This is a genomic window from Sphaerisporangium corydalis (assembly GCF_025506355.1).
Classification (GTDB): Bacteria; Actinomycetota; Actinomycetes; order Streptosporangiales; family Streptosporangiaceae; genus Sphaerisporangium; species Sphaerisporangium corydalis.
This window is the reverse complement of record NZ_JANZYP010000004.1, coordinates 247909-261354: the sequence shown is the minus strand read 5'-3', so window position 1 is coordinate 261354 and position 13446 is coordinate 247909. Positions and strand designations below refer to the sequence as shown.

Here is a 13446-nt window from a genome sequence, read left to right as displayed (position 1 = left end):
CCGGCCTCCCCGCCCCAGGAAGCCCCACCGCCCCCGAGATACGCGTACGCACGACCCCTCGATCTGCGCTAAGGTTGTTCTCGCTCGCCTAGGTGAGCAACGGGACGTAGCGCAGCTTGGTAGCGCACTTGACTGGGGGTCAAGGGGTCGCAGGTTCAAATCCTGTCGTCCCGACCAGCTTTAGCTGGTCGCAGGGGTTTCGGAGTTTCTCCGGAACCCCTTTTCCGATCTTCGGGAGCCAGTCGGAGTCAAGTGCGCTCAGGATGTCACGCGGGTGGCAGCCTCCTCACTCAACTCCTTCGGAGCTACCCGGATCCTTGGCTGGTGGTCAAGCGTGGACGGCGCTGGTTGTCCGCGGTTCCCACGTCCCTCAGAGACCCAATGGGTGTGTGGACAGCCAGGCGCGGTGCCGGTTTTTGAGGGCGTCACGTTCGGTCGGCGTGGGCAGGACCACGTCGGCGCCGCCGTCGTAGGGGTGATAAAGCCAGCGGAGATCCACAGGGCTCAGGAGCACGTTGCTGATCTCGTCGTTCGCGACCGCTCGAAGTACGGCGTCGATGACGCCGGGTCCCCATCGTCGCGTCTCGGCGTAGAGCTGCGTATAGGTACGAAATTCGGGATCATCGCCGGGCTCTTCGATGAGGGTCTGCCAGTGCTGTGCCCTCGGCGCGACTTCTGATCGTCTCGGCCACCGCTGAGGGGTGAGCGCCGGAGTGTTCGTCCACTCGGTTGTGATGACCAGGAGGTCTGAGCCCGGATCGAGTTCGGACAGCACGGTGTGGTGGCGGTTGAGCACGATGGCGTATTCCGCCTCATCGTCCGGGTAGCGCTTCGACTCCGGAAGGCTGTGAAACCTGATCCAGCGGTCCGGGTAGTGACCGCGAAGCCAGTGGGCGACCGGCGGGCACCCGGGCCACTGCCGCTCCCAGAGTCGGCTAAGTGCTTGCGGATCGAGGGCATCGTCGGGGATCACCATGCCGTTCTATCCGGTGGCCTGGTGGGTGGCCAAACGGTTTGATCGGCGGGGCGACCGTCAGGTACTACGGGTGCGTTCGGATGTTGTATGGCTGGAAGGTTTTGGGTGATGGACGACGATCCGCGGCCGGTGTGGGCGTTCGTGGGCGAGGGCGGGCGTTGGCCTTCGGCCATCTTCAGTTCCCGAGATCGGGCGGAGGAGTGGATCGGCGCTCGTCGGCTGACGGGGATGCTCACCAAGTACCCGCTCGACGTTCCGGTCTACGAGTGGGCCGTTGAAACGGACACTTCCGCCCGAGCAGACCGGAGCACTCGACCGTTGACTTCATCGGCCGGTTCACCACCGCACACCAAGAGCACGAGCACTACGAGAACGGCGCTGCCGACTGAGGGGTTGATCGACCAGCAGCCGGTAGTGCTCGCGAAAGAACTGCTCGACGAGGTCTCTGTCACCTGATCAGAGCGAGGGATCCAGCGAGCATGGTGATCACCCCGGACGCGGTGGTTATTCTTCTCCACTCGCCTGCACGATCCCGTGGTCCGGCAAGTCCATGATCTGATCGAGGCTCGAGCCCGCTGAGTTACGCCGCGGGTCCGGCCTGCTTGGCCGCACAGACGCCTCGGCTCAGATCTCAGTGGCCAACTCGGGGAAGACCTTGGCGACCTTGGCCACCAGGTAGTCGCCGTAGGTGCCGGAGAAGGCTCTGAGGTCCTGGCCGTCCCAGCGGGGGCGGTGTTCGCGGCCGGGGATCGAGGGGAGGGGCGGGACCTCGTCGTGCCAGCCGGGGTCGAAGAAGAACGGGAACGACAGGCGGTCGCGGGCGGAGGCGTTGCGGACGCGGTGTGGTGTGGAGCGGTAGTGGCCGGCGGTCAGCTTGTCGAGCATGTCGCCGATGTTGCACACGAACGTGCCGGGGATCGGCGGGGCGTTGACCCAGCCGTCGCGGGTGTGGACCTGCAGGCCTGCGTTGTCGTCCTGCAGCAGCAGGGTCAGCAGGCCGTAGTCGGTGTGCTCGCCGACGCCCCACTCCTCGGTGGCGCCCGTGCCGGGCGGGTAGTGGAAGATCCGGAACAGGATCGTCGGGTCTTTGGTGTACCCGTCGGCGAAGTAGCCCGCGGGCAGGCCGAGGCTCAGCGCGACGCCGCTCATCACCCGCTGCGCCGTCGTGGTCATGACGTCGAGGTAGGTCAGGACGGCCGCGCGCAACTCGGGGACGTCGGCGTCGGGGAACAGGTTGCGGCCCTTGAGCGGGGTCCCGTCGGGTTCGGCCTCGGCGCCGAAGTAGACGCCCTCCTTCAGGTCGGGGCGGCCCGAGGTGAGCTCGCCGCCGACGGGGAAATACCCGCGCCAGGCCCGGCCGCCGCGCGCCATCGCGATCTGGAGTTTGCGTTCCTCGGGCAGCGCGAAGAAGCGGCGCGCGGCCGCGTCCAGCTCCCCGATCAGGCGCTCGGGGACGCCGGTGCCGCTGACGTAGAAGAAGCCGCTGTCGACGCACGCGGCCTCGATCCGGGCGGGGACGTCGGGGCCCGACAGGTCGATGACCGGCAGTTCTCTCGTCATACAGGCATTGTGCCGCCTCCGTCCGGTAGGTATTTGGGCCGGTACCGGGCGCGCACTTCGCCACAGACCGGAGGGGGTGTGAGGCGCTTTCCTTGGGTCATCGGCCCGACGGGGGCCGGGACCACCGAATCGAAGGATTGAATGAAATGCGTCGTCACATCGCCGCCCTCGCCCTCACCATCGCCGGTTTCGCCGGCATGGCGGCCCTGTCCGCTCCCGCCCAGGCGGCCTCACCGATCACCGTGAGCGTGAGCATCGGCGGCCTGTCGGTCACCGGCACGAACGGATCCGACCTGATCACCCTGGCCGAGGGCGCCGGCGGTGCCATCAAGGTGACCGGGGCGGGCGTCACCTCCAGCGACACCGACTGCCAGCCGATCTCCGGCGGGGTCAGCTGCGTGAACGCCAGCACGATCATGGTCAACATGCGCCAGGGCGACGACATCGTCAACAACGACACCGTCAACCGGTTCACCGAGATCTTCGGCTCGGCCGGCAACGACACCCTCTGGGGCGGCAGCGGCCGCGACGTCCTCGTCGGCGGCACCGGCGACGACTTCCTGCACGGCCGTGGCGGCAACGACACGACCGACGGCGGCGCCAACACCGACACCTGCACCGGCGAGACCGAGCAGAACTGCGAGATCTGATCGACCGGCCCGACGGGAGGGGGCCGGTGGCGGGCCGGGCGTCCGATGGGAGGCCCGGCCCTTTCGTGTCCGGGCGTCCGATGGGACGCTCGGCCCTTTCGTGTCCGGGCGTCCGATGGGACGCTCGGCCCTTTCGTGTCCGGGCGTCCGATGGGACGCTCGGCCCTTTCGCGTACGGGCGTCCGATGGGACCCCGGCCTTTCGCGTCCGGGCCTCTACCATTTCCCGGGTGACCACCTACGACGATCCTGACGCCTTCGAGTACCTGGACTTCTCGGCACTGCCGCGGCGCCAGCAGCGGATCCTGGCCGCGATCCGGGACTGGGTGGTCAGGTACGGATACCCGCCGAGCACCCGCCAGATCGGCGACGCGGTCGGGCTGCGGTCGTCCTCATCGGTGTCGAAGCACATGAGGAGCCTGGAGGAGCAGGGGTTCCTCCGCCGGGGCGCGGCGATGACCCGCCCGATCGACGTGCGTGCGTTCCTGCGAGCCTCGGCGCCGGAACCGGCCGGGGACTCGGTGACCGTGCCGGTGGTCGGAGACATCGCCGCGGGCACCCCCATCGTGGCCGACCAGCACATGGACGACAGGTTGACCCTGCCCCGCGACCTCACCGGGCGCGGCACCCTGTTCGGTCTGCGTGTGCGGGGCGATTCGATGATCGACGCCGCGATCTGCGACGGCGACATCGTCGTGGTACGGCAGCAGCCCGAGGCGCACTCAGGCCAGATCGTCGCCGCGATGATCGACGGCGAGGCCACCGTCAAGGTGTACCGCCGGCGCGGCGGCCACATCTTTCTCGAACCGCGCAATCCCGCCTACGACATCATCGACGGTGACGACTCCGTGGTGCTGGGCATCGTGGTCTCGGTCCTCCGCAGCCTCTGACCCTCGGAAGGAGAATCCACGAGCGTTCCGCCGGCCCGCGCACGACCGACGAGCGACCCACCCGCGCGGCCCGGGGTCCTCGATTGGTGAGGTGCTCCGGGTTCGGCGACGGCGGTTACCTTGCTAGCGTGCTTGCCATGTCGGATGATCTGCCCGATCTGCGGGCATCGCACGGGGATCGGGACCGTGTCGTGGACGCGCTGCGCGTCGCCGCCGGGGACGGCCGGCTCGACGCCGAGGAGCTCGACATCCGGCTGGAGCGTGCCCTGGGGGCCCGGACGCTCGGTGAGCTGGCCGGACTCACGGCCGATCTCGGGTTCGCGGCCGACGACGTGATCGTGATCGAGCAGGGGGGCGGCAGGTACGTGAAGGAGGGGCGGTGGCGCGTGCCCGCCCGCATCGAGCTCCGCACGCAACTGTGCCGCGTCACCCTCGACTTCACCCAAGCGGTGATCACCGCGAGCGTCCTGCGCATCGAGGCGGAGCTGCTGCACTGCAAGCTGTTCATCGTCAGCCCGCCGGGCATCGCGATCGACACCGACGGGCTCACCCGCACGTACTCCAAGGTCAAGATCCACTCCAAGGACACCGCCGCCGACCCCCGGCTCCTCATCGAACTCGCCGGAACCCTCGTGCACGCGAAGATCATCGAACGGCGCCGCCGACGTTAGCCTGTGGTGCTCTGAGCGGCGGTCCGACCGTGGTCCCCGCGGGCGCGTGACGAACCGCCGTCCCGCCCTGAGTCAGCGGCGCCTGCGGCGGGCCGTGCCGAAGATGGACCTGGTGATCTCCCGGCCGAGGGTGGAGGCCGCCGACCGTGCCAGGGAGCGGAACTCCTTCGACTCCAGCACGTTCTCCAGCACGGTCTGTCGCGGCTCGCTCTCGCCCTTCTGAGCCGGCCCGCCAGGGGCTTCGGGAGCGTCGGCAGGCTGCTGCGTGGCCAGCTTCGCCGAGAGGATCTCGTACGCCGACTGGCGGTCGACCGCCGTGCCGTACTTCCGCTGCAGGGGAGAGGCGGCGATGACTCCCTGGACCACGTCCGGCCTCGACGGCGCCATGAGCGTCTCAGGGGCGCGCATGCGTGTCCACGCCACGGGGGTCGGCGCGCCCGTCTCCGACAGGACGGTGACGACGGCCTCGCCGGTGCCGAGGCCGGTGAGCACCCGCTCCAGGTCGTAGGAGGACGTCGGGAAGGTCGACACGGTGGCCTTGAGCGCCTTGGCATCCTGCGGGGTGAACGCGCGCAGGGCGTGCTGCACACGGGCGCCGAGCTGGGCCAGCACATCGGCCGGGACGTCCTGCGGCGTCTGGGTGACGAAGAAGACGCCCACACCCTTGGACCGGATCAGCCGCGCGGTCTGGGCGATCGACTGCAGGAACGCCTTGGACGCCCCGTCGAACAGCAGATGCGCCTCGTCGAAAAAGAACACGAGCTTGGGCTTGTCGACATCGCCCACCTCGGGGAGCACATGGAACAGGTCGGTGAGCAACCACATCAGGAAGGTGGAGAACAGCCGCGGCCGGTCCTGGACGGCGGGCAGCTCGAGCACCGAGATCACCCCGCGGCCGTCCCCGGTCAGCCGGAGCAGGTCGCACGCGTCGAACTCCGGCTCACCGAAGAACGCCTCGGCCCCCTGCGCCTCGAAGTTGGTCAACGCGCGCAGGATGACGCCCGCTGTCGCCGTCGACAGCCCGCCGATCCCGCTCAGCGCCTCCGGGGTCGCGGTCAGGTACCGGATGACCGCGATCAGGTCCTTGAGGTCCAGCAGCGGCATGCCGTTCTTGTCGGCGAAGTAGAAGATCAGCCCGAGCGACGACTCCTGCGTCTCGTTGAGTTCGAGGACCTTGGCGAGCAGGGTCGGTCCGAAGGCGGTCATGGTGGCGCGGATCGGGACGCCGTCTCCCAGGCCACCCAGGGACAGGAACTCCACCGGACAGGCCACGGGCCGCCACGTCTGCCCCACCTCGGCGGCCCGCGAGGTGACACGCTCGGACGCCACGCCCGGCGAGGCCAACCCCGACAGGTCGCCCTTGATGTCGGCGAGGAAGACCGGAACCCCCTGCGCCGCGAGCTGCTCCGCCATGACCTGGAGCGTCTTGGTCTTACCCGTCCCCGTGGCCCCGGCCACCAGCCCGTGCCGGTTCAGCATGCTCAGCGAGATCCGGATCCGCTCCGAGGCGTCGGCGCCCCCGTCCTCACCCACCAGCACCCCGAGCTCCAGCGCCGCCCCCCGAAAGTCGTACCCTTTCATCGTCCCCCCGCCCAGCGCGCGCCGAAAAGCCCCCGCCCTGTTAAGTACCCACCTCCACCCACCCCACTGATCGTCCCGCGAGGCGGCTCCATGGCCCGCCGGCCCCGCATGCCCGAGGTGGGAAAGGTGACCACGTACCGGCAGGTCGCCCTGCCGGCCGAGGGCGGGTTCGTCGCACCTGACGGCGCCGACCCGGCCGCGGCCACCCCCGCGCGAGTGACCCCCAGCCTGCTCAGGGCTTTTCGTCCGGGCTCATCTTCCGGGTGTCGCGCGGCTCGACGTAGGGCTCCTGTGAGGCGGGCCGCCCGGCGGCGATGGCGCGGCCCCGGGCGATCTCGGCGTCGAACTCCACGCCGAGCAGCACCGCGATGTTGGTGATCCACAACCAGATCAGGAAGACGATCACCCCGGCCAGGGTCGCGTACGTCTTGCTGTAGGAGCCGAAGTTGGCCACGTAGAAGCCGAACAGAGCGGACGCGATGATCCAGCCGATGACGGCGACCGTGCTCCCGGGGGTGATCCAGCGGAAGCCGGGGTGCTCGACGTTGGGCGCGAACCAGTACAGCAGCGCCAGCACGATGATCACGATGATCACGAGCGCGGGCCACTTGGCGATGGTCCAGATCGTCAGCCCGGTCTCCCCGATGCCCAGCAGCCGCCCGGCCTGCTCGGCGAGGCCGCCGGTGAACACCACCGCGACCGCTCCCGCGGCCATCATGACCACCAGCGCGACGGTGATCGCCAGCCGGAGCGGCAGCGTCTTCCAGATCGGCCGTCCCTCGGGCATCTCGTACATGATGTTGGAGGCCCGCATGAACGCCGCCACGTATCCCGACGCCGACCACAGGGCCACCGCGAGGCCGATGGCCGTCGCGATCCCGGCCGCGCGCTGACTGCTCTGCAGCGCCTGCAGTACCTGGTCGATGATCTGCCTGGCGGGCCCGGGCGCGATCGCGCCGAGGTTGTCGGAGATGGCCTTGGTCGCCGACCGGCCGAACAGCCCCAGCAGCGACACGACCGCCAGCAGCGCAGGGAAGATGGACAGGACCGCGTAGTAGGTCAGCGCGGCGGCCCAGTCGGTGATCTTGTCGTCCTGGAACTCCCTGACGGTGCGCTTGAGCACCTGCCACCAGGACCTTCTGGACAGGTCGGTCAGCCGGTCGGGGGCGTTGGCCTCCGCGGCCGGGACACCGCGCTCGCTCATGGGCGCCCGCTACCCGCTGACCCGTGAGGCACACGCGCGTCGGCCGGGCGGCGCCGGAGGCCGGTTCAGCAGCCCGGAGGCCGGTTCAGGACCGGGAAGCCGGTTCAGCAGCCCGGAGGCCAGTTCAGCAGTACCTTGCCGGCGATGCGTTCGAGGTCCGCGCGGGGGACGCCGCTCGCCGCCTGGACGGCGATGCCGTAGACGAAGGTGGTGAGGTACCGGGCGAGGTCGGCCGGGTCGGCGTCCGGGGGCAGGTCACCGGTGTCCCTGGCCCGCTCGAAGCGCTCGCGGACGGTCTCCTCGCCGTCGTGGCGCCAGGCGATCAGCGCGTCACGGGCGCCGCGCGCCGGTTCGCCGGCGGCGAGCGCGCCCTGCACGCCCAGGCACCCCGCCGGACGGTCCGGGCAGGTCGTCGCGTCGATCGCCCCGCGCAGGAGGGCCTCGGCCACCGCGCGCGTCGTCGGTTCCTCCAGCGCCCTGGCCACGTATCCCGCAGGGCCCCGCGTGTAGCGGTCGAGCGCCTTGCGGAAGAGCTCCTCCTTGTTGCCGTAGGCCGCGTACATGCTGGTGCGCGTGATGCCCATGGCGCTGGTCAGGTCGGTCAGCGTGGCGCCCTCGTAGCCCTGCTCCCAGAACACCGACAGCGCGCGGTCGAGCGCCTGGTCGGCGTCGAAGCCCCTCGGCCGGCCCATCGCCGGTTTCTGCTCGCTGCCCATGGCCGCCAGTATACCTATATCGGTACCGATCGGTACGTAAGGGGGCAGGGTTGTGCTAGCGTCTTTTTCGGTACCGATCGGTACTGAAGTTTCACCGGTTCGGCCGGGAGATCGGCCTGATTCCGCCCCGGCCGGGTTCCGCCGAAGGGAATGAGGAGTTCTCATGGGACAGCTCGAAGGAAAGACCGCCGCCGTCGTCACCGGCGGCACGACCGGCATCGGCCTGGCGACCGCGGTCCGCCTGGCGTCGGAAGGCGCGCACGTGTTCGTCACCGGGCGGCGCAAGCCCGAGCTGGACGCCGCCGTGGAGACCATCGGCGCCGGTGCGATCGGCGTCCAGGGTGACGTGTCGGTGCCGGCGGACCTCGACCGGCTGTACGAGACGGTGCGCGACCAGGGCCGGGGGATCGACGTGCTGTTCGCCAACGCCGGCGGCGGCGAGCTCGCCACGCTGGAGCAGGTCACCGAGGACCACTTCGACCAGACGTTCGGCATCAACGTCCGTGGTCTGCTGTTCACCGTGCAGAAGGCGCTGCCCCTGCTCAACGACGGAGCCTCGGTCATCGTGACCGGCTCGACCGCCGCCACGTCCGGCGCGGAGGCGTTCGGCGTCTACGCGGCCTCCAAGGCCGCCGTCCGCTCCTTCGCCCGCACGTGGGCCAACGAGCTCAAGGCACGCGGGATCCGGGTCAACGCCGTCACCCCCGGTCCGATCGACACCCCCGCGATGACCGGCCTGGCCCCCGACGAGGAGCAGGCGGCCGCGCTGAAGAGCTTCCTCGCCGGTCAGGTGCCCCTGGGCCGGATGGGCCGCCCCGACGAGGCGGCCAACGTCGTCCTCTTCCTCGCCGGCGACCAGAGCACCTTCGTCATCGGAGCCGAACTCTACGTCGACGGCGGCCTCAACCAGATCTGACCCGGCGGAAACCCGGATCCCACCCCCGGCCGTAACCCGGATCCCACCCCCCGGCCGTAACCTGATCCGCCTCGCCAGGTCCCGGATCCCACCCCTCAGCCGGAGCCTGATCCGCCCCAGCCGGGTCCCTTGCCTTCTCTCACTCCGGGAGTAGTCTCAGTGTGATTACTGCACCGGCCGGTCCCCTGTGGCCAGGCCGCCGGCCGGGCGCCCACCGGAACGGAAGGGAAACCGACGCCGATGACGGTGACCTTGGAAAAGAGCGTCGAGGGCTTCATCGCGACCCCCCGGCAGCTGTTCATCGATGGGCGGTGGGTGGACGCCGCCTCGGGAAAGACCTTCGCGACCCCCGACCCGGCGACCGGCGAGACGCTGGCCCACATCGCCGAGGCGGACGCCGAGGACGTCGACCGGGCGGTGCGCGCCGCGCGCCGGGCCTTCGAGGAGGGCCCGTGGTCCCGGATGTCCGCCGCCCAGCGGGGCCGGATCATCTGGCGGATCGGCGACCTGATCGACGAGCACGCCGAGGAACTGGCGCAACTGGAGTCTCTGGACAACGGCAAGCCGCTGGCCGTCGCGCGCGCCGCCGACGTCCCGCTGGCGGCGGACCTGTTCCGCTACATGGCGGGCTGGGCCACCAAGATCGAGGGCAACACGATCGCGCTGTCGGTCCCCTACATGCCCGACGCCGGTTTCCACGCCTACACCTTGCGTGAGCCGATCGGCGTGGTCGGCCAGATCATCCCCTGGAACTTCCCGCTGCTGATGGCCGCCTGGAAGCTCGGGCCCGCGCTGGCGACCGGCAACGTGGTGATACTCAAGCCCGCCGAGCAGACCCCGCTGTCGGCGCTGCGGCTGGCCGAGCTGATCGCCGAGGCCGGGGTGCCCGACGGCGTGGTCAACGTCCTGCCCGGGTACGGCGAGACCGCCGGGGCGGCGCTGGCCGCGCACGATGGCGTGGACAAGATCGCTTTCACCGGATCCACCGAGGTCGGCAAGCTGATCGTGCACGCCGCGGCGGGCAACCTGAAGAAGGTCACCCTGGAGCTGGGCGGCAAGAGCCCCAACATCGTCTTCGAGGACGCCGACCCCGAGCTGGCCATCCCCGGAGCGGCGAACGCGATCTTCTTCAACCACGGCCAGTGCTGCGTGGCCGGGTCCCGGCTGTTCGTCCACCAGAGCCGCTTCGACGAGGTGGTCGAGGGCGTGGCCGGCATCGCCCGCGGCATCAGGCTCGGCCGAGGGCTGGACGCCGACACCCAGATGGGGCCGCTGGTCTCCGACGAGCAGCTCCGCCGGGTGACCGGCTACCTGGACTCGGGCCGTAGCGAGGGCGCGCGCATGGTGGCCGGTGGCGAACGGCACGGCGAGCGCGGGTACTTCGTCCAGCCCACCGTGCTCACCGATGCCAGTCCGGACATGAAGGTGGTCCGCGAGGAGATCTTCGGCCCGGTCGTGGTGGCGTCCCCGTTCTCCGACCTGGACGAGATCGCCCGCCAGGCCAACGACACCTCCTTCGGTCTCGGCGCCGGCATCTGGACCAGGGACATCTCCAAGGCCCACCTGCTGGCCCGCAAGATCCGCGCGGGCACCGTCTGGATCAACTGCTACAACGTCTTCGACGCGGGGCTGCCCTTCGGCGGGTACAAGCAGTCGGGCTGGGGCCGGGAGATGGGCCACGAGGCGCTGGAGGCCTACACCGAGGTGAAGGCGGTCTGCGCCCAGTTGTAGATCAGGACACGCGAAGCCTCCCGGAGCATGGAGTGAGAACCGGCCCCGGCAACCGGGCGGGCGCGACCGGCCCCCGCCGGTCGCGCCCGCTCCTTTCAGAGGCTCACGGGCTCGTGCACTGGTAGCCGGACGGGGTCTGGGTGGTGCCGTTCGGGCGGCTCGCCTGGAAGCCGAAGGTGGTGCTCTGGCCGGCGCCGAGCGCGCCGTTGTGCCCGGCGCTTTTCGCGGTGACGGTCTGCCCGCTGACGGTCAGCGTGGCGTTCCACGAGCCGGTGACGGTGTGGCCGCTCGGCAGCGTGAACGTCACCGTCCAGCCGTTGATCGCCGAGGTGCCGGTGTTGGTGACGGTGACCGGCTGGACGACGTACCCGTTCCCCCACTGCGTCTGGACGGTCGCCGCCACCGAGCATCCGCCGGTGCCCCCGCCGCCCGTGGTGGTGGTGACGGTCGCGGTGTTCGACACCGACGAGATGTTGTTCGCCGCGTCGCGGGCCCGGACCTGGTAGCGGTAGGTGGTGCTCGCGGTGAGCCCGGTGTCGGCGAACGAGGTGGTGGCCGAGGTCCCCACCAGGGTGAAGGTGCCACCGGACGCGCCCGGCGCGCGCAGGACATCGTACCCGGCCACGCCCACGTTGTCGGTGGCGGCGGTCCAGGTCAGGGTGGTGCCGGTGGCGGTCGTCCCGGAGGCGGCCAGGCCGGAGGGCGCGGAGGGCGGGGTGGTGTCGCCGCTGGTGGTGGCCGGCGGGACGCGGACGATGCGGTCGTCCTGCGCGACCGGGGTGCCGCGGCCGTCCCGGTTGCTGGTCGTCACCCAGAGCCAGCCGTCGGGGCCGACCGCGACCGTGCGGAGCCGGCCGTAGGTGGAGACGAACTCGGCCGACGGGAGGCTGGGCGTACTGGTCAGCGGTACGGCCCACAGCCGCTGGCCGCGCAGCGCGGCGACGAACAGCGTGTTGTTCGCCCAGGCCAGCCCGCTCGGCGAGGCCTCGGCGGTCGTCCAGGTGACGATCGGGTTGCGGAAGGAGGAGTTACTGCACGTGCCCTCGCACGTCGGCCAGCCGTAGTTGGAGCCCGCGACGATCTGGTTGACCTCGTCCCAGGTGTTCTGCCCCAGTTCGGCGGCGTACATCCGGCCCTGGGGGTCCCAGGTCAGGCCCTGGACGTTGCGGTGGCCGTAGGTCCATACGCGGGAGCCCGCGATCGGGTTGTCGGAGGGCACGGCGCCGGTGGGCGACATGCGCAGGATCTTCCCGGCGGGGCTGTTGAGGTTCTGCGCGTTGGCGGAGTTGCCGGCGTCGCCGGTCGCCACGTAGAGCATGCCGTCCGGCCCGAAGGCGATGCGCCCGCCGTCGTGGAAGGTGTTGCTCGGGACCCCGGAGAAGAGCACCGATTGCGTCTGTGGCTGGTTCAGCAGCAGCCTGACCAGGCGGTTGTCCCCGGTGGTGCTGGTGAAGTACGCGTACAGCCAGTTGTCCTGGGCGAAGGTGGGCGACACGGCGATGCCGAGCAGGCCGCTCTCGCCTGAGGCGCTCACCCCGTTGATGGTGGCGACCGCCGTGGGCGTCTGGCCCGGCCGCACCTGCATGATGCGTCCGGTGTTGCGTTCGGCCACCAGCGCGCTGCCGTCCGGCAGGAAGGCCAGCCCCCAGGGCACCTGGAGGCCCGTGACGGAGACCTCTGCCCGGGAGAAGTCGAAGCCGCCCAGCACCTGGGCGCGGGCCTCGGGAGCGGTGACGACCAGGGCGAGCAGAGCCAGGATCAGGGCCGGGACTAGGCGGGCACGCATGATGGACTCCTTGACCGGATCACTGTGCGGATGTCAGCACCGTAGGCACGCGGGCCGCCGGACCTCAAACACCGTGGCCGGTCCGCCCTGACCATGCTGGGAGAAGAAGGTCGCGCGGCTGAAACTTTCAGCGGTCGGGCGAAAGTTGCGGACCGGGCCGCTCGGTGGTCGTCGCACGGGAGGCCCGGCGCGGGAAAGGGCCCGGGAGATGGATTCTCCCGGGCCCGTCCTATCGTCCCTGGCGCCACGGCCGCGATGACGCTACGGGCCGCGATGGTGCGGTGGGCCGTGCGGGCGCTACGGCCGCGATGCTACGCCAGGCCGGTCAGCACTCTCCGCGCCAGCGGACCCGGACGATCTCGACAGGGTCGTTGGGGGTGTACACGTAGTACTGGCCGGGACCGGGATAGTAGTGAATGCACCTGGTGTAGGGGCCGGAACCGTCCTGGGCCCGGTAGTACGTGACGTCCACGTGGTCGACGCCGGGGGACCTGAAGCCGTTGTTGAACAGGAAGATGCCGATGGTACGGCCGGACCAGTTGACCGCCGTGGACCAGCTCGTCGGGCTGTCGGGCCCGCCGGAGGTGCAGAAGTAGCCGCGCTGGCAGCCGGGCGGCGGGCCCAGGTCGGCGGCGGCCGGCGAGGCCGTCGTCACCGCCGCCAGCGATACCAGCGCCGCCGCCGCGCCGACATGGGCCACCTTGCGGGCAATGTTCATGGACATGGATTTCACCCTTCGAAGGGGGATGGATTTCGGGAGGAGCCG

13 protein-coding genes and 1 tRNA gene are annotated in these 13446 nt (G+C 70.2%); 7 read left to right on the top strand and 7 right to left on the bottom strand.

Annotation, left to right across the window (positions count from 1 at the left end; genetic code table 11):
• Positions 1-100 precede the first annotated feature (100 nt).
• Positions 101-177, top strand: a tRNA-Pro gene (locus NYZ98_RS05235).
• Between the two features lie 193 nt (positions 178-370).
• Here NYZ98_RS05235 and NYZ98_RS05230 read toward each other — a convergent pair.
• Positions 371-976 carry a DUF3885 domain-containing protein gene (locus tag NYZ98_RS05230; protein ID WP_262841323.1) on the bottom strand — a complete coding sequence of 202 codons (606 nt, stop codon included), beginning with the start codon at positions 974-976 and terminating at the stop codon, positions 371-373.
• Positions 977-1084: 108 nt separating this feature from the next.
• Here NYZ98_RS05230 and NYZ98_RS05225 point away from each other — a divergent pair, with 108 nt between their 5' ends.
• Complete coding sequence (locus NYZ98_RS05225) at positions 1085-1432, top strand: DUF7710 domain-containing protein (RefSeq protein ID WP_262841322.1); 348 nt, start codon at positions 1085-1087, stop codon at positions 1430-1432.
• Positions 1433-1600: 168 nt separating this feature from the next.
• Here the strand turns inward: NYZ98_RS05225 and NYZ98_RS05220 are convergent, their stop codons facing one another.
• Positions 1601-2536, bottom strand: coding sequence for an isopenicillin N synthase family dioxygenase (locus NYZ98_RS05220; protein WP_262841321.1), 936 nt, complete (start codon positions 2534-2536; stop codon positions 1601-1603).
• A gap of 146 nt (positions 2537-2682) precedes the next feature.
• Here NYZ98_RS05220 and NYZ98_RS05215 point away from each other — a divergent pair, with 146 nt between their 5' ends.
• The 3 genes from NYZ98_RS05215 to NYZ98_RS05205 all read left to right on the top strand — a co-directional run bounded on the left by NYZ98_RS05215 (position 2683) and on the right by NYZ98_RS05205 (position 4746).
• Positions 2683-3186 carry a calcium-binding protein gene (locus NYZ98_RS05215; protein ID WP_262841320.1) on the top strand — a complete coding sequence of 168 codons (504 nt, stop codon included), beginning with the start codon at positions 2683-2685 and terminating at the stop codon, positions 3184-3186.
• 229 nt (positions 3187-3415) lie between these two features.
• Positions 3416-4075 (top strand): transcriptional repressor LexA, encoded by a 660-nt coding sequence (gene lexA / locus NYZ98_RS05210; RefSeq protein ID WP_262841319.1) that lies wholly within the window; start codon positions 3416-3418, stop codon positions 4073-4075.
• 137 nt (positions 4076-4212) lie between these two features.
• Positions 4213-4746 carry a DUF1707 SHOCT-like domain-containing protein gene (locus tag NYZ98_RS05205; RefSeq protein ID WP_262841318.1) on the top strand — a complete coding sequence of 178 codons (534 nt, stop codon included), beginning with the start codon at positions 4213-4215 and terminating at the stop codon, positions 4744-4746.
• A gap of 72 nt (positions 4747-4818) precedes the next feature.
• Here the strand turns inward: NYZ98_RS05205 and NYZ98_RS05200 are convergent, their stop codons facing one another.
• From NYZ98_RS05200 to NYZ98_RS05190, 3 genes are all read right to left on the bottom strand, one after another.
• The gene (locus NYZ98_RS05200; RefSeq protein ID WP_262841317.1) at positions 4819-6327 is read right to left on the bottom strand and encodes a DUF853 domain-containing protein; all 1509 of its coding nucleotides are present in this window, start codon (positions 6325-6327) and stop codon (positions 4819-4821) included.
• Between the two features lie 232 nt (positions 6328-6559).
• Positions 6560-7531: a YihY/virulence factor BrkB family protein gene (locus NYZ98_RS05195; protein WP_262841316.1), complete on the bottom strand. Its 972-nt coding sequence runs from the start codon at positions 7529-7531 to the stop codon at positions 6560-6562.
• 104 nt (positions 7532-7635) lie between these two features.
• Entirely contained in the window at positions 7636-8247 is a 612-nt protein-coding gene (locus NYZ98_RS05190) for a TetR/AcrR family transcriptional regulator (RefSeq protein WP_262841315.1), read from the bottom strand.
• 163 nt (positions 8248-8410) lie between these two features.
• On the opposite strand from NYZ98_RS05190, the gene NYZ98_RS05185 reads away from it, so the two are divergent.
• Complete coding sequence (locus tag NYZ98_RS05185) at positions 8411-9163, top strand: SDR family oxidoreductase (RefSeq protein ID WP_262841314.1); 753 nt, start codon at positions 8411-8413, stop codon at positions 9161-9163.
• Between the two features lie 240 nt (positions 9164-9403).
• Positions 9404-10894, top strand: a complete 1491-nt coding sequence (locus NYZ98_RS05180; protein ID WP_262841313.1) for an aldehyde dehydrogenase family protein — start codon at positions 9404-9406, stop codon at positions 10892-10894.
• A gap of 103 nt (positions 10895-10997) precedes the next feature.
• Here NYZ98_RS05180 and NYZ98_RS05175 read toward each other — a convergent pair whose 3' ends face one another.
• Together NYZ98_RS05175 and NYZ98_RS05170 are read right to left on the bottom strand one after the other, a co-directional pair.
• Entirely contained in the window at positions 10998-12680 is a 1683-nt protein-coding gene (locus NYZ98_RS05175; RefSeq protein ID WP_262841312.1) for a PQQ-dependent sugar dehydrogenase, read from the bottom strand.
• Between the two features lie 325 nt (positions 12681-13005).
• Positions 13006-13404, bottom strand: coding sequence for a hypothetical protein (locus NYZ98_RS05170; protein ID WP_262841311.1), 399 nt, complete (start codon positions 13402-13404; stop codon positions 13006-13008).
• Positions 13405-13446: the final 42 nt, after the last annotated feature.